Origin of the sequence: Acinetobacter sp. ASP199, from assembly GCF_022700675.1 — a bacterium.
In the GTDB taxonomy this organism is placed as follows: Bacteria; Pseudomonadota; Gammaproteobacteria; order Pseudomonadales; family Moraxellaceae; genus Acinetobacter.
The window spans coordinates 2,619,135-2,634,892 of sequence record NZ_CP062182.1 but is presented as its reverse complement, the minus strand read 5'-3'; the positions used below and the strand labels follow the sequence as shown (position 1 = coordinate 2,634,892).

Here is a 15,758-nt window from a genome sequence, read left to right as displayed (position 1 = left end):
CATGCGTCATCGTAATAGTGGTGTGAAATTAGGCCGTACAAGCAGTCATCGTAAAGCGATGTTCCAAAACATGGCTAACTCTTTGTTTGAGCACGAGTTGATCAAAACAACTGTGCCTAAAGCAAAAGAATTACGTCGTGTTGCTGAGCCTTTAATCACTTTAGCTAAAGTCGATACAGTAGCAAACCGTCGTTTGGCGTTTGCTCGTACTCGTTCAGCTGCAACTGTTGGTAAATTATTTACCGTTCTTGGCCCTCGTTACAAAGAGCGTAACGGCGGTTATCTACGTGTTCTTAAAGCGGGCTTCCGTGCAGGTGATGCTGCACCGATGGCTTACGTTGAGCTAGTAGATCGCGAAGTTAACTAATTTCGTGAAGAGCAGCAAACGTTGTTCGGAAAGGTCGGTTGAATAAACCGGCCTTTTTTAATGCCTGTGATTTGCCCAGATATACTAATGATCGGTTAGGCTATAAAATTGTCCCCAAAAGATAAAAAAAGTAAGGCAAATATATAAACTTGACATGGAGTATTGTCAGTTTTGTGCTTTAATAAAATAAATGACAAATTTGGGTCAAAAGAAGAACATGGAAAAACAGGTTGATATCTTAATTGTGGGGGCAGGCATCTCGGGAATTGGTCTGGCAGCACATCTCTCTAAAAATTGTCCGCAGCGTTCTTTTGAAATTATTGAACGTCGCGAAAGCGTAGGCGGTACTTGGGATTTATTTAAATATCCGGGCATCCGTTCTGATTCGGATATGTCGACTTTTGGCTTTAATTTTAAACCTTGGAAAAAAGCCAGTGTATTGGCTGATGGCGCATCAATTAAAAATTATCTGTCTGAAGTCGTAGAAGAATTCAAACTCGAATCCAAAATTCACTATCAGCACCGCGTTTTAAATGCCAATTATGATACACATACGCATAAATGGTCAGTAAAAATCGAAAATGCCCAAGGTAAAACTGAAACCTGGGTAGCGAATTTTGTTCTGGGTTGTACTGGTTATTATAATTATGACCAAGGTTTTCAACCGGAATTTCCAAGTCAGGACGCATTTAAAGGTAGTTTTATTCATCCGCAACATTGGCCTGAAAACTTCGATTATAGCGGTAAAAAAGTCGTGATTATTGGAAGTGGTGCAACTGCAATTACGCTGGTCCCAGCAATGGTCAAAGGCGGAGCAGGGCATGTAACCATGTTGCAGCGTTCACCGACCTATATTGCATCAGTCCCATCGATTGACTTTGTTTATGACAAGATGCGTAAGTATCTATCTGAAGATGTGGCTTATAAGCTTACCCGTGCACGTAACATCGGTATGCAACGCGGGATTTATGCGCTGGCACAAAAACGGCCAAAATTGCTTAAAAAGCTGCTTTTAAATGCAGTAAAGTTCCAGCTCAAGGGCACGGTGGATATGAAACACTTTACCCCAGACTATGAGCCTTGGGACCAGCGCCTGTGCGTGGTGCCGGATGGGGATTTATTCAAAATTTTACGTGAAGGACGTGCCTCGGTTGAAACTGACCAGATCGAGAGATTTACTGAAACCGGTATTCAGCTTAAATCAGGTAAGCATCTTGATGCCGATATTATCGTATCTGCTACTGGTCTAAATATTCAGATTTTGGGTGGGATACAGGCTTCTATCGATGGCAAGCCAATTGATACCTCTAAACATATGCTGTATCGCGGTGTGATGATCAGTGATATTCCGAATATGGCGCTGATTATTGGCTATATCAATGCATCCTGGACGTTGAAAGTAGACATTGCAGCCGAATATATCTGCCGTCTGCTGAATTATATGGATATGAACGGTTTTGATGAGGTACTGCCGGAAGGTAATACTGCGGAGTTACTGAAAGATACTGTCATGGGTAGCCTGACTTCGGGCTATATTGCCCGTGCCGCACACGTCATGCCAAAACAAGGCAAGCATGGCCCTTGGCGTGTCAGCAATAATTATTTAGCCGATCGTAAAGACTTTAAAAATGCCACTTTCGATGATGATATTCTACAATTTAAAGCAAAGGCTGAGCAGGGAAAGCAGCAAGGAAAAAAAGTTAAACCACGTCTGGTGTCTTAAAATCTGAAAAAATAAAAAGGAGCATTTGATGCTCCTTTTTATTTGCTTATATATTTGAATTAAATTGATCGTGAGATCAGTTCTTTCATAATTTCATTGGTCCCTGCATATATCCGGTTGGCGCGATGATCGATGTAGGCGCGAGCAATTGGATATTCCAGCATATAGCCATAACCACCATGCAGTTGCAGACATTCATCGACTACTTTACTGAACATTTCTGAAATTTTATATTTTGCAGCCGCCGCCGCATTCACGTCTAGCTCTTGCTGTAACTGTTGTTGCATACAACGATCCAGATAAGCCCGGCAGATTTCGATTTCAGTACGTAGTTCAGCCAGCTTAAAACGGGTATTTTGAAAGGCAGCAATAGGTTTGCCAAAGGCTTGACGCTCCTTGGTGTATTTTACCGTATGCGCAAAAGCGGCTTCTGCACCAGCCTGGCAGATCATGGCTACAATCAGACGTTCCCAGGCCAGTTCTTTCATCAGCATCATAAAGCCCATACCCGGCATACCCAACAAGTTTTCTTTAGGTACACGCACGTTATCAAAGAACAGTTCACAGGTATCCTGGCCTTTCATGCCGATTTTATTCAGCGGTTTGCCTTTGCTAAAACCAGCACGGTCAGCTTCCACCATGATCAATGACAGATTGGCTGAGCCTTTATCACTATCACCTGTTTTACAGACGACAATTTCCATATCGCAGAGATAGCCATTGGTGATGAATATTTTCGAGCCATTAATGACATAGTCATTGCCCTCTAATACGGCACTGGTACGTACCGCCTGAAGGTCTGAACCTGTGCCGGGTTCGGTCATCGCAATCGCAGTAATCACTTCACCACTGGTCATTTTGGGTAGCCATTGCTGTTTCTGGACTTCATTGCCGAAATTCAAAATGTAATTCGCCACGATATCGGAATGCAGGGAAAAACCGGTCGCTGAATCACCGGCATAAGCTTGTTCTTCAATCAGGATCATGCTGTAAAGCCGATCCACGCCTGACCCGCCATATTGTTCTGGCGCGGTTGGACAGAGTAGTCCCAAGGCTCCAGCCTTATTCCAGAGATTACGATCCACATGCTGTTGCTGTTCGAAGCGTTCGGTATGCGGAATCACTTCCTTTTCATAGAACTTACGCACCGTCTCGCGGAAAGCCTCATGCTCAGCATTAAACAATGTACGCGGTAATAAGTGCGGCAGTGGTCGAATCGCAGCAGATTGCATGATCAGGATTCCTTGTTCTGATTATTGTCCTCATGAACATAAGGGCAGGGGATATTGTGGACAATGTGCGAAATGTACAAAATACAGATAATGCTGATGCTTTCCGCCAATTCCCTCGAAAATTACTTGGCGCTTAGGTAAACTACTCATGTTTTTAACACGTTGGGGAAATATGATGACTGAAGACATCAGCCTGGAAGAGCGTAAAGTGATTTACCGCGCACGTCGTGGTCTCAAAGAGATAGATGTGTATTTTGATCCCTATGTCAAAAACTACTATTTGACAGCAGACCCATTTGAAAAAGAAATGTTTGCTGAGTTGGTGGCGCAGGAAGACCCGGACCTGCTGGACTGGTTTATGGAAGTCTCTGAACCGCCACGCCCTGAATTACGTGAGTTTATTAATAAGCTTAAACATTACGTTCATGGATAATCGTTGTTATCAGCTGAAACGCAGCCTGCTTGCACTCGCGTTTCAGTTTTTCATTTTTACTGTATTGATGTTTGTCATGTACCAGTTATTGCCCTTATGGTTATGGGGAATCTGTCTGGTTGCAGGACTGATCATCTATCATCTGTTTTATCGCAAGCGTCCGCAGATCGCCCAGTTTGAATATCTGGATGGTCGGGAATGGACCATTACCCATCATGATCAGCGTATACAGCGTGCCCAGATCAGTCATGTGATTGATCACCAAGCTTATCTGGTGGTGTATTTTCAACATGCCAAAGTAGCGCCACTGCTGATCTGGTGTGACCAGTTACCAGCACAACAATGGAAGTCACTGAAAGTCCTCACGAAAATGATCTGATAGCCAGACAATCGGTATTTTCATCAAAATCATAATTATATATTTTTCAAATTCTTATCTTTATATGCTGATCTTTTGTCGGACAATTCACTTAATTCTTTCGAAAATATTTGAATTGTCTGACAATTTTCTCGATTGCTTTTATTTTAAACAGGTACATTTAAATCACCGAAGTCAACAGAGGAGATTAATATGGAATTTCCAACGTGGATATTTCCAGTAGTCGCGCTAATTCTGGCACTGGTCATTGGAAGACTCGGTACTCTAGTGAAGGAACGAATTTCAACTCAACCCCATTAAGCTAAAACTATAAGTTAAAGCTTTCCCAGTTAATAAGTAGCATGTGCTGAACCGTCGCAATGCTACTTTTTTTTGCCCCAAAATTCAGTATTTCTTTCGATCAAGTCAATTGCAGAACCGGTAATCAATGGCAAAGTGACTCATCTAATTTAGAGTAAATACTCTTTAATTCATATAGTTCATCTGCTATGTTTAGCAGCATGGACATAATCACAATTATAGAGGACAGGAAAATGTCAAAAGTCCAACAAATATGCCAGGGTATGGCGGCCATAGTAATAACAACAACGGCTTTAACAGGTTGCTCACAGGTGATTAAAACGGGTGCCAATGTGGCGCTGGGTTTCACTGAAAAACATATTGTGCCACCGATTCTGGCCATGGATGATGCAGAAATGGTGTGTAATTCAGGCAATGCTTTAACGCCAGCCATCATGTCAACCAAGGAGATGGGCGCGGATCCGACCCGTGTTGCAGTGTTGATGTACTCTGCAGCCGGTATTTGTGCGGAGCAGAAAGCGCTAGAGGCTGAACTACGTTATATGCGTGCGTCCAAAGCCAATCAGGTCAGTGAGGCACAGGATGCTCGCGTAGAGCAGAAACGCTGGGCGGCATTGGCTGCACAGCGTCAATACACCGGCTACCAGATGTTCCAGAAACGCTATGAGAAAAAATATAGTGTAGCACTTGGCGACAGCTGCCCGAGCATGAAGAGCGATATCGAACAGACGGTATATCTGCTGGGCATGCTCAGTGGTCTGCAGGCGATGACGAATGATATTAACTCGGGTGGTGCGGTGCATGTGCCCAAGGATATTGCGGCTGTGGTGGAACGCGGGATGACCTGCCTGAACAATGAAAAATTCTGGGGTGCACCAAATGCCACGCGTGCCGTAATCTGGACCTTGTTACCAGGTGCAAGTGATGGCAAGCCAGATCCATATCAGACCTTGAAACAGTCGACTCAGATTGGTGAACAGAAAGGTGTGCGTCTATCGCATGCGCTTTACGCCGTAGCTGCTCAGGCTTCGGGTGATGATGCCAAGATGCGTGATGCATTGAAAACCTTTGCACAGGCACGTTCTGATGAAAAACCGGTAAATCCGCAATTCAAGCTGATCGATAGTATGGCTTCGATTATGGTGGGTGGTATTGCAGACCGTTACTGGACTGAACATACTGGCGTACGTAGTGCAGATGACGGCATGCAACGTTTCTGGGACGAAACAGATACGGCGTCTGACCTTGACGACCTGTTTAATTCGGATTCCTGATCCAGTCAGGTCCGTACGTTAAGGCGGACCTGAATTGACATACGCTAAGGGACTCAGCGATGCAGATGCACGATCACTATCTTCGTAACAAGATTGTCTTTCTGGCAGTTTTTGTTGCTTTCTGCGCATGGCTGCAGATTTTTAAAGATAGTTTTATCTTTTGGCAAGCCAGTCTGATGAGTGAACCCTGGCGGCTATGGACAGCGCATTGGGTGCATGTCGGCTGGACACACTATTTCCTGAATATGCTGGCCTTTATCTGCTTGCCCTTTATCTTTCCACGTGCTTCGGTGTGGAACTTCGTCAGTATTCTACTGGTCCTGCCTCCGCTGATCAGTCTCAGCTTCTATTATTTCCTGCCCGATATTGAAGCTTATGCTGGACTGTCGGGTGTCTTGCATGGGGCTTATGCCGCCGTAGCCTGTGTGCATCTGTTGTATAAAAAAGAACGCAGTTTTGCAGCTCTAGTGCTGTTCCTGATTTTTGCCAAGCTGGTCTGGGAAAATACCATGGGCAGTGAGGGCACAGCACAATTGATTGGCAGCCCGGTACTGGTTGAAGCACATTTGCTGGGGGTGATCTGGGGGATTGTAGTGGCTAATCTTTATATCATTGGTAATTACTGGCTGGATCAATGATGCAGTTGGCATAAATAACAAAAAAGAAAATGCAAATTGTCATTTTCATTTTGCACAGTCTGGTGCAGAGTCAGAAGCATAATAATCAGATCGGCCTGTAAATCGGACTTACAAGACAAAGGGAAAGGGAAGCCAGGTGTGGTGGACATTCCCAGAGAATAACAATAGGAATACACATGCAAAATGATGCTGAAAACAGATCAGGATTAGGTCTGTTGCGTTATATCTGGACAGAATGGATCTCGACATTTGTCGTGCTGGTCTTACTGTTGCTGACCCTTGTCATTGGTACTGGTGAAATGATCCATGGGCAATTGCTGCGTATGGGTGAACGGCTTTATGGTGATCCAGCCACAGGGATGCAGTATTCATTCTTACGTACTGAACCAAAAGCACCAACCTGTGAACGTAATGTTGATGTCGATAGCCGCGTACAACAGCAAATGAAAGCTGATGCTGCTGATGAATATGCGGATTTCTTCGGGGTGCGCTCCGAAGCAGATGTACGCGCAGCAGTCATGCAGGCACAACAGGTCTGTGAAGAATCCCATGCTTTCTATACTCAAGCCATAAATCATATCAATGCTCATCCGAGTATTCGTGCTTACCGTAGCTTTGAAACCAGCTTCTTTGGCCTGTTCAAGTTTGGTGTTGAAAACCGTGCGTTACTGCTGGTGATTATGGTGGTATTCGCTGCCATCAGTGCGACCTTGAAAACCCATCATATCGGCCTGCGCAGCCCAGCCACCAAAATTGATTTCCGGGTCTATACCTTGGCTATGCTGGTCGCTAATGCTTTCCTGGCATTCTCCTCCTATAGCCAGTATCAGTCAGTACTGAACTCTGGCGTGGCCATGGGGGAGATGAAATATATCTACTGGCTGTGGATGATTCTGTTTAGCACCTTGACCCTAGTCAGTTTATTCCAGGTGATTAAGCTGCCGAAGCCTACCCGTGAAGGTGGTAGTTTTGGTCTGGCCTTCCTGAGTGTGCCACTGTATGCCTACATGGCAATCAGTACCGGGATCAACTTTACCTTCTTCATGGATTATCCAATGGGGCAAGGGATTTATCTCGGCCAGCTGGTAGAGTTCTCCAGTATCTTCCTGAATCTGGCACTGTTTATCTGGGCAGGTATGTTGCTGAAGCAGACGCGTGTCGTGGATATGTTCCTGAATATTCTGCGTCCGTGGAATCTGGCACCAGAAACCCTGACATGGTTAATTCTGTTGGCAGCTGCATTGCCGACCGCCTATACCGGCGCATCGGGGATCTTCGTCATTGCTGCCGGTGCGATTATCTATAAGGAAGTCTGGAATGCCGGTGGTCGTCGTCAGTTTGCCTTGGCAGCCACTGCCATGTCAGGTTCTCTGGGAGTCGTGTTACGTCCATGTCTGTTGATTGTGGTGGTAGCTTCATTAAATAAAGAAGTCACCACAGACTTGTTGTATAACTACGGTGTGTATGTCTTCTTGTTAAGCTCGACCCTATTCCTGGTGATTTCACTGTTCTTTGCTGAAAGCAAGTTCCGTATTGCCCCAGCAGGCCTAGCAGCCCCACAATCAGGTCGTGCCTTCCTGGCTGTGATTCCATACATTGTGATTTTTGTACTGATCTGGATGTTCTACAAATATGCATTGTCGACCAATCTGAACGAGTTCACTGCACCAGTGATGATGCCAGTCATCCTGTTAATGATTGTACTGTATGACAAGCTACGCCATCAGCCTGCACCAATACCACCAGTGGGACATTGGGATGAAAGCCTGAATGTGAATCTGAACGGAATTGGTGGTACAGCAGCACAGCCTGAATCGGCACCTGGCTCATCCTTACGTCAGTTTGGTTTCTGGAAATCTATGCATATCTCGACCAGTGAAACGGTAGGGCATATCGGTGCACTGGTCATTTTGATGGCTTTGTCTGTCAGCGTCGGTGGTTTGCTGGAACGTCTTGAAATCATGGAAGCTTTCCCGACAGATATTAACAGCACTATTCTGGTCATTAGCATGATTGTTGGCTTGATGATCTTTGTGGGAATGATCATGGATCCATTTGGTGCCGTGATTCTGATTTCTGCAACGGTAGCGCCCGTAGCGTACCAATATGGCATTCATCCGGTACATTTCTGGATGATCACCCTGATTGGCTTTGAACTGGGTTATGTGACACCACCAGTCGCACTGAATCATCTGCTGGCCCGACAATCGATTGGTGATGCCGAAGTGGCAGAAGCAGATGCGGAAGTACGACATCTGTCCTTCTACTACCGCTATGAGCGCTGGATTCTACCAGTCATTGTGTTACTGCCAGCAATGCTGATCATTGCCTATGTACCATACCTCTTCAAGCTGTTCGGCTGGTATCACTAAAACTGGATATAAAAAAAGCACCTACGGGTGCTTTTTTTATTGCTGCCTTTAAGAGGCGGTATGGTTTCGTTTAAAGCGGTTTTGTAAGAGGGGACTACACAGCAAAATGGCTGAGAAAATCAGTGCTAGTCCCAGCAGGCTCATGACATCCGGGATCTCTTTCCAGAAGATATAGCCCCAAATTCCAGCAAAGATAATTGCCACATAGTTTACCGGTCCAATCTGTCCGGCAGGTGCCAGCTTATAGGCATTGGACATGAAGATCTGGCTGATATTGGCCAAGACTCCTGCAGCAATCAGATAAGCCAGTTCAGTCAGATGATAAGGGCGCCAGTGCCAGAACATTGGAATCACGGAAACCAGTGTGCCGATAAAGCAAAAATAGAACACGATCCGTTCCGGTGGTTCAGTATCTGTCAGCGCACGTACAGTCACAAAGGCCATCGCAGCCAGGAAACTGGCACTGAGTCCAATCACTGACATGAGATTAAACAGCCCTGAGTCTGGTTTGGTCACGCATAAAACACCAATAAATCCGATCCCCGCTGCAAGCAGCATTGCTTTGGTGATCTTTTCTTTTAAAAATAGCCAGGCAATGAAGGGAATAAAAATTGGCGAGGAATAGGTAAATACCATGGCATTCGACAGCTTGAGATGGGCAATAGCATAGAAAAAACCATACATCGCCATCAAACCGACTACAGAACGCCAGACATGCATCCATAACTTTTCAGTTTTAAAGAAACTGGCACCTTTGCTGAGCAGCAAAGGCAGGAATAACAACATACCCACCGCATTACGGAAAAACACCACAGTAGCATTATCAACGGTATGTGAAGCATAGCGAATACAGACACCCATCATGGAGAACAGCAAAGCCGAACAGGTGAGCAGAAGGATGGCTTTAATCAGATCAGAAGGGGCTGCGCTGGGCATAGGAAAGCATCGCTAGAAGATTGTGGAATATTCTAGCGAACTATTTGATCAGAAATTATGATTTTTCTGCAAGTTGGGCTTCAAGCAGCTTGATCTGTTCTTCCTTCAGCTTGATTAGCTCATCGGCATCCTTGTGCTGAGCGTCTAACGTCGCTTTTTGCTCATCTAGCTGTGACTGGATATCTTCCAGACGGGAGATTTCCTCTTTGGCTAGTGCAGGGTTCTCAGGCACTGGAGCTTTCAGTAGATCTTCCTGTACCAATGTATTGGCACTTGCTGCTTCTGTTTCAGCTTCTGTTTTGGCAGTTACATCAGTCTTGATAGGCTCTTGAGCAGGAGTGACAGTTGCAGTTTCCTGTTCAGTCATTTCCTGAGATGAAGATGCACTGAACCACTGATAAGCAAATACCAGAATGACGACAGTAACTAAAGCCCCAATAATCCCCATTAAAAGTTTAGAACTATCCCTTTGCTCTACACTCATATTTTCAACCTTATTTATTTTTCTATATTTAACGTGGTTTAAATTGAATCACACCCACTTCATCAGGTACAGCAGGAATTTCAGGTTGATCGACATGCGTAGGGCGGTTTTCCTCATAGCCACAGTCAATACACTCAATCCATTCATTCTCGCCGGAGGTCAGCATGACAATCCGATCCATCGCCTGACATTTTGGACATTTAGCACCTGCAATGAAACGACGTTTGATGGTCATCATACTCACCTGTTGATTAACTTAAAGGGCTAGTTTAAGCATTTTTTACCGTATTCGTCCAACCTTGATGACGTAGTAGGGCATCAATTTTTGGCTCACGACCACGGAAGTTGACAAATGCATCTAGCGCAGTGTCTTTTCCACCGACTGCCAGAATGTTTTTGCGGAAAGCATGACCCGTGTCAGTGTTGAAAATACCTTCTGTTTCAAAACGGTCAAAGGCATCACTGGCCAGTACTTCTGCCCATTTATAAGAATAATATCCGGCAGCATAGCCACCTGCAAAGATATGGCTAAAGCTATGCTGGAAACGGTTATACGGTGTGGTTGGCAACACAGCATATTTAGCTCGGATCTCATTCAACGTCGCCTGAACCTGTTCAGCATTGAGCGCTGGATTGGCACGGTGAATGGTCAGATCGAACAGGGCAAACTCGAGTTGACGCAAGGTTTGCATGCCTGACTGGAAGAAACGGGCATCTAGCAGGGCTTTTAGCAGATCTGAGGGCAAGACCTCTTTGGTTTCTATATGTTCGCTGAGCAGATTCAGGCTGTCCTGATCCCATGCCCAGAATTCCATGAACTGACTTGGTAACTCGACCGCATCCCAAGCCACACCATGGGTACCGGCAACAGAGATATTGTCTACTTCAGTCAACATATGGTGCAGACCATGACCAAATTCATGAAACAGTGTAGTAACTTCATCATGGCTCAGTAGGGCAGGTTTGTCGCCAACCGGCGGAGTAAAGTTACCGACCATATAACAGATTGGCTTTTGTACGCCGTCATGGGTACGCATACGAGAGCGGAAACCACTCATCCAGGCACCGCCACGTTTACCTTGACGGGCATACAGGTCAAAGTAGAAGCCACCGACAACTTCACCCTGATCTTCCAGTTCAAAATAATGTGCATCCGGATGCCAAAGCGGAGCTTCACGTTCGATGACCTGGATGCCATACAGACGGTTCACAATGCTGAACAGACCTTGAATCACTTTTGGGGTCGGGAAATAAGGTTTCAGTGCTTCCTGTGACAGATTAAACTGCTGCATTTTCAGCTTTTCAGAATAATAACTGCTGTCCCAAGGCTGCAGCTCTGTAATACCATCTTCTGCTGCAATTGCTTTCAGCTCGGCAATCTCTTTTTCGGCAGGCGCACGCGCATGTTCAGCAAGATCACGCAAGAACTCATCTACAGCATCGACACTTGGTGCCATTTTGCTGGCCAGTGAATATTCAGCATAGTTGTTAAAGCCGAGGAGTGCTGCCATTTCCTGACGCAGACTCAGGATTTCTTCCATTACAGCTGTATTGTCAAATTCAGACTTATCAGACTGATCTGAAGCACGTGTAGTATAGGCCTTATAGATTTCCTCACGCAGACTACGGTTTTCTGAATAGATCATAATGGCTAAATAGGATGGGAAATCCAAGGTGGCTACGGGCTGATCCAGTCCATGCTGTTTGCCATATTGCTTAAGCAGTTCAATATTACTTGTAGATAAGCCCGCCAGTTCATCGTCATTTAATGGTCTAAAGTAGGCCTGAGTAGCATCCAGCACATGATTGGAAAAATCTGAAGACAGTTGAGATAAACGTGCGGAAATTTCTGCATAACGTTTTTTCGCTTCACCTTCTAGCGCCACGCCAGAAAGTTTGAAGTCGCGTAGTGCTAATTTAATAGCGCTTTGCTGTGCTGCAGGCAGGTCAGTAAACACCGGTGCATCATGTACATGCTGATAAGTCTGATACAGCGCCGTATGTTGACCGAGCTGAGTATAATATTCGCTTAAACCCGGTAATAAGGCTTGATAAACTTCACGTGTTTCTGCATTGTTTTTCACGGCATTGAGGTGCGAGAGAATACCCCAAGCCTCACTCATATTATTTTCGAGTGTGTCAACATGCTCCAAAATAGCGAGCTGTTCCTGAGCTGAATCAGGTGTTTCGGTAAGTTCATTCAGGAATTTTTGACCTTCAGCAATACAGCTTTCAATCTTTTGTTTAAGTTCTGCCAGTGTAATCTGATCAAATTGTGGAACAGGCAAAGTCACCTTGTCTAAAGTCATGTCTTTTTACCGATTTATTTGCTGTGTTAAGTCTAGAAGTAAGGCTTCTAGATACATAAATCAAGCCTTTGACGCTATTTATTCTGTATCGTTTCGATGCTTTGAATGGATTCAATCTTTTTGATATGGCTTCCAAAATGACTTTGAACCACCGCCAACTTCATTTTTAGCACTTGACCTTGGTAGCGTTGGTATTCATCCGCACTCAGTCGAAACATACGGGTAGTGGCATAGGGTGTATCAATAAAATAGGAGACGCTACCTTTTTTCCCATGTTTTTTGATCGCTACGGTATCGATGCTGACCACAACCGGTTGACCAAACATAAGGGTATACAGTAGCGGTGGATAGCAAACCAAATTCATATAAAGAATACAGATAGCGAATAGCGGAAACATAAAGAAAAAATAGAATATCGGCCTTTTTTGCGCATTTTTCCATGTTCGAGGGATGATCCATTCTCCATGCCGATATAGAATATAAAAGTAAATGAGCATCAGAAAATACAACAATGTTGCCAGAATGATTGCGCCAATTTTAACGATAGCTGTGGGCGTGAAATCTAAAATAAAAATGGCAATACATGCGGTAATCATCAGCAGTAGAAAAGCGATGAGCACGTATTCATGATAATAGTATTTAGAGATATTTTTGACTGTCATAGTTGCAGTAGATTGTTTTTATAGCCATATCTTAAATGAAAAAGAGCGCCGTGGCGCTCTTTTTAACTGTGAAAATTATTCACCCTTTGGCTTTGCATTGGCTTTTTTCTTTTTCACTTTGGCCTTTTTCTTTACTTTACCTTTATCCTTTGCTTCAGACTTTCCTGCAGTTTTTTTAGCAGGCTTTTTGCTGTAGGAACTGGGTTTTCCTTTGTCTTTTTTGCGTCGTATGGGTTGTTCCCCATCTGCATTGTCCTTTGCTTTGGACTCACGTTCATTTTTGCCAAAGACTTGTTCAGTGGCTTCCGGACGGAATAAAGGCTTTTTCTCTGCGACACGTGGTGCACGGGCGCGGATTTGGCGGCCAGCATGGGTCAATTGTTGTACCAGTTCAAAGTCAATCTTACGCTCTTCCAGATTCACACCGGCAACCTTGATCTTGACTTCATCCCCCAGACCGAAAATTTGTCCACGGTTCTGACCAACCAGGCTTTGACTGCTTTGATCAAAGATAAAGAAATCATCACCAAGCTGGCTGACATGCACCATGCCATCTACATAAAGGTCTTTCAGGGTAACAAACAGACCAAATTCTGCAGTCGCACTGATAATGCCAACAAATTCTTCACCCAGATGCTGCTGCATATAGTGACATTTCAACCAGGTCGTTACAGAGCGTGAAGCCTCATCGGCACGACGTTCAGTTGCAGAGAAATGTTCACCGGCATCATCCAGTGATGCACCCGAAATCGGATACGGTTTTTGCACCAACTGTGCTTTAATCGCCCGATGTAACAACAGATCAGGGTAGCGGCGAATCGGTGAGGTGAAATGTGTATAAGCATCATATGCCAGACCGAAGTGACCATCATTCTTCGCGCCGTAGTAGGCCTGCATCATTGAGCGTAACAGGACTGCATGAATACTTGGTGCATCAATACGGTCTTTAGTGGCTTCAATGACTTCCTGATAATCTTTCTGGGTTGGCTGTTCCGGGAATTTCAGACCGAGTAGCTTGACGAAGTCACGCACTTTCTGAATACGGGAAAATTCTGGTGGCTGATGTACACGGTACAGCATTGGAATTTCATTTTTCAGCGCATATTCCGCCGCCGCCACGTTAGCGAGCAACATGCACTCTTCAATCAGCTTATGTGCATCATTACGGGTGCGTGGCAGAATTTCTTTAATGCCGCCCAGCTCATCGAATGTCATATAGGTTTCGACAGTTTCGAACTCCATGGCATGACGATCCGCACGCAATTCTTTCAGCACCTGATACAGCTGGAATAGAGTATTCAGTGATTTACGTACATCACGATCTTCAGTAATCGCGTTACTGTCACCCTCAAAATACTGTGCAACCTGGTTATAAGTCAGACGCGCTTTGGAATGCATTACAGAAGGGTAGAATTCAAAACCGGTCACACGGCCTGCACGTGACAGTTTTAAGTCACAGACCATACATAGACGGTCAACATGCGGATTTAAAGAACATAAGCCATTGGAGAGTGCTTCTGGCAGCATCGGCAGGACATAATGCGGGAAGTAAACCGATGTACCACGTTCCTGAGCTTCGTCATCTAGTGGTTTGCCAACACGGACATAATGGCTGACATCTGCAATTGCCACGACAACACGGTAACCACCGCCAGGGCGTTTCTCTGCATACACCGCATCATCGAAGTCGCGAGCATCTTCACCATCAATGGTGACTAAAGCCAGGTCACGCAGGTCGATACGGCCTTCACGATCCTTGGCATTTGGTTCCTTAAAGCTTTCTGCTTCTTTTATGACTTCAGCAGGGAATTCGTAAGGCAGACCATATTCCAGAATGGTTTGTGGAATGATGATTTCAGTATCCGCTTTATCTGCCATTGACTGGATAATATGCGCAGTCGCAAATTCTTCTTTAGTTGGATAAGTATCAATCGCGACACGAATAGAATCACCAACTTTGACCTGAGCATGTTCAATCAGTTCTTTTTCTAGGGTGATTGGCTGATGCGCATTCGGGCTGGCAGGTTGTACGAAATATTCACCTTCATGCTGGCAGACTTTACCAATAATCTGTTTTACACGATGCTGCACCACTTCAGTAATAAAACCCCAGGTCTTGCCTTTGCGGTCGACTGAAGTTTGGCGGACTTTAACGCGGTCACCATTAAAAACCTGGCGCAATTCGCGCTCTGGCAATAACAGGTCATCCTGTCCGGAAATATTGGCTGTACCCATGCCTTTAGAATTGATATACACCGTAGCTTCATATTCCGGTTGCTCAGTGGCAATCTGGAATTTATAACTATCTTTTATTAACTGGCCATCACGCACCATGGCAATCAGGCGGTGGCTCAGAGCATCAATACTTTTTTGATCTGCAATTTCAAAATGTTCAACCAGGTCAGCATGCGACTGGGCATTATTTTTTTCTATGGTTTCTAAAATCAGCGTGCGACTTGGGATAGGGTTGTCATAACGTTCGGCTTCAGCTTTTGCTTCAGGATCGACCCAGTTTTTCATCATGTCTTTAAATTTTCCTAGGAGATGGGATTAGCATAAGACATGTGCGCTCAGACTGCACGTAAATGATTGCAATAATCTGTTTTAAGTTTCCGTTTTTTGGCTGATTTTCGACTATTGGATATAAAG

The 15,758-nt window shown here is 44.8% G+C and carries 14 protein-coding genes; 7 read left to right on the top strand and 7 right to left on the bottom strand.

Going from position 1 to position 15,758, the window contains the following annotated elements; translation table 11 throughout:
- Position 1: 1 nt before the first annotated feature.
- Together rplQ and IHE35_RS12575 are read left to right on the top strand one after the other, a co-directional pair.
- Positions 2-367: a 50S ribosomal protein L17 gene (gene rplQ, locus IHE35_RS12580; RefSeq protein WP_004786886.1), complete on the top strand. Its 366-nt coding sequence runs from the start codon at positions 2-4 to the stop codon at positions 365-367.
- Positions 368-584: 217 nt separating this feature from the next.
- Positions 585-2,090 (top strand): NAD(P)/FAD-dependent oxidoreductase, encoded by a 1,506-nt coding sequence (locus IHE35_RS12575; RefSeq protein ID WP_242787903.1) that lies wholly within the window; start codon positions 585-587, stop codon positions 2,088-2,090.
- Between the two features lie 59 nt (positions 2,091-2,149).
- Here IHE35_RS12575 and IHE35_RS12570 read toward each other — a convergent pair whose 3' ends face one another.
- On the bottom strand, positions 2,150-3,322 hold the full coding sequence (locus IHE35_RS12570; protein ID WP_242787902.1) for an acyl-CoA dehydrogenase family protein: 1,173 nt from the start codon (positions 3,320-3,322) through the stop codon (positions 2,150-2,152).
- Positions 3,323-3,497: 175 nt separating this feature from the next.
- Here IHE35_RS12570 and IHE35_RS12565 point away from each other — a divergent pair, with 175 nt between their 5' ends.
- The 5 genes from IHE35_RS12565 to IHE35_RS12545 all read left to right on the top strand — a co-directional run bounded on the left by IHE35_RS12565 (position 3,498) and on the right by IHE35_RS12545 (position 8,718).
- The gene (locus tag IHE35_RS12565) at positions 3,498-3,755 is read left to right on the top strand and encodes a succinate dehydrogenase assembly factor 2 (RefSeq protein WP_242790013.1); all 258 of its coding nucleotides are present in this window, start codon (positions 3,498-3,500) and stop codon (positions 3,753-3,755) included.
- The gene (locus IHE35_RS12560; protein ID WP_242787901.1) at positions 3,748-4,134 is read left to right on the top strand and encodes a hypothetical protein; all 387 of its coding nucleotides are present in this window, start codon (positions 3,748-3,750) and stop codon (positions 4,132-4,134) included. Before IHE35_RS12565 ends, IHE35_RS12560 begins: the two co-directional genes overlap by 8 nt.
- 533 nt (positions 4,135-4,667) lie before the next feature.
- Positions 4,668-5,708 (top strand): hypothetical protein, encoded by a 1,041-nt coding sequence (locus IHE35_RS12555; RefSeq protein ID WP_242787900.1) that lies wholly within the window; start codon positions 4,668-4,670, stop codon positions 5,706-5,708.
- A gap of 65 nt (positions 5,709-5,773) precedes the next feature.
- A complete protein-coding gene (gene rrtA / locus IHE35_RS12550) occupies positions 5,774-6,346 on the top strand; it encodes a rhombosortase (RefSeq protein WP_242790012.1) in 573 nt (190 codons plus the stop codon).
- A gap of 176 nt (positions 6,347-6,522) precedes the next feature.
- Positions 6,523-8,718, top strand: a complete 2,196-nt coding sequence (locus IHE35_RS12545) for a TRAP transporter large permease subunit (protein WP_242787899.1) — start codon at positions 6,523-6,525, stop codon at positions 8,716-8,718.
- 48 nt (positions 8,719-8,766) lie between these two features.
- Here the strand turns inward: IHE35_RS12545 and IHE35_RS12540 are convergent, their stop codons facing one another.
- From IHE35_RS12540 to rnr, 6 genes are all read right to left on the bottom strand, one after another.
- Positions 8,767-9,654, bottom strand: coding sequence for a DMT family transporter (locus tag IHE35_RS12540; RefSeq protein WP_242787898.1), 888 nt, complete (start codon positions 9,652-9,654; stop codon positions 8,767-8,769).
- 55 nt (positions 9,655-9,709) lie between these two features.
- Positions 9,710-10,138, bottom strand: a complete 429-nt coding sequence (locus tag IHE35_RS12535; RefSeq protein WP_242787897.1) for a hypothetical protein — start codon at positions 10,136-10,138, stop codon at positions 9,710-9,712.
- Between the two features lie 28 nt (positions 10,139-10,166).
- Complete coding sequence (locus tag IHE35_RS12530) at positions 10,167-10,367, bottom strand: YheV family putative zinc ribbon protein (protein WP_242790011.1); 201 nt, start codon at positions 10,365-10,367, stop codon at positions 10,167-10,169.
- A gap of 40 nt (positions 10,368-10,407) precedes the next feature.
- Complete coding sequence (locus IHE35_RS12525) at positions 10,408-12,447, bottom strand: M3 family metallopeptidase (protein WP_242787896.1); 2,040 nt, start codon at positions 12,445-12,447, stop codon at positions 10,408-10,410.
- A 74-nt stretch (positions 12,448-12,521) separates the two neighbouring features.
- Positions 12,522-13,067 (bottom strand): hypothetical protein, encoded by a 546-nt coding sequence (locus IHE35_RS12520; protein WP_242787895.1) that lies wholly within the window; start codon positions 13,065-13,067, stop codon positions 12,522-12,524.
- Between the two features lie 117 nt (positions 13,068-13,184).
- The gene (rnr, locus tag IHE35_RS12515) at positions 13,185-15,632 is read right to left on the bottom strand and encodes a ribonuclease R (protein WP_242787894.1); all 2,448 of its coding nucleotides are present in this window, start codon (positions 15,630-15,632) and stop codon (positions 13,185-13,187) included.
- Positions 15,633-15,758: the final 126 nt, after the last annotated feature.

Excerpts from the sequence above, each read along its gene's own strand:
- rplQ (WP_004786886.1), top strand. The coding sequence starts at position 2 with ATGCGTCATCGTAATAGTGGTGTGAAATTAGGCCGTACAAGCAGTCAT.
- IHE35_RS12575 (WP_242787903.1), top strand. The coding sequence starts at position 585 with ATGGAAAAACAGGTTGATATCTTAATTGTGGGGGCAGGCATCTCGGGA.
- IHE35_RS12570 (WP_242787902.1), bottom strand. The coding sequence starts at position 3,322 with ATGCAATCTGCTGCGATTCGACCACTGCCGCACTTATTACCGCGTACA.
- IHE35_RS12565 (WP_242790013.1), top strand. The coding sequence starts at position 3,498 with ATGACTGAAGACATCAGCCTGGAAGAGCGTAAAGTGATTTACCGCGCA.
- IHE35_RS12560 (WP_242787901.1), top strand. The coding sequence starts at position 3,748 with ATGGATAATCGTTGTTATCAGCTGAAACGCAGCCTGCTTGCACTCGCG.
- IHE35_RS12555 (WP_242787900.1), top strand. The coding sequence starts at position 4,668 with ATGTCAAAAGTCCAACAAATATGCCAGGGTATGGCGGCCATAGTAATA.
- rrtA (WP_242790012.1), top strand. The coding sequence starts at position 5,774 with ATGCACGATCACTATCTTCGTAACAAGATTGTCTTTCTGGCAGTTTTT.
- IHE35_RS12545 (WP_242787899.1), top strand. The coding sequence starts at position 6,523 with ATGCAAAATGATGCTGAAAACAGATCAGGATTAGGTCTGTTGCGTTAT.
- IHE35_RS12540 (WP_242787898.1), bottom strand. The coding sequence starts at position 9,654 with ATGCCCAGCGCAGCCCCTTCTGATCTGATTAAAGCCATCCTTCTGCTC.
- IHE35_RS12535 (WP_242787897.1), bottom strand. The coding sequence starts at position 10,138 with ATGAGTGTAGAGCAAAGGGATAGTTCTAAACTTTTAATGGGGATTATT.
- IHE35_RS12525 (WP_242787896.1), bottom strand. The coding sequence starts at position 12,447 with ATGACTTTAGACAAGGTGACTTTGCCTGTTCCACAATTTGATCAGATT.
- rnr (WP_242787894.1), bottom strand. The coding sequence starts at position 15,632 with ATGATGAAAAACTGGGTCGATCCTGAAGCAAAAGCTGAAGCCGAACGT.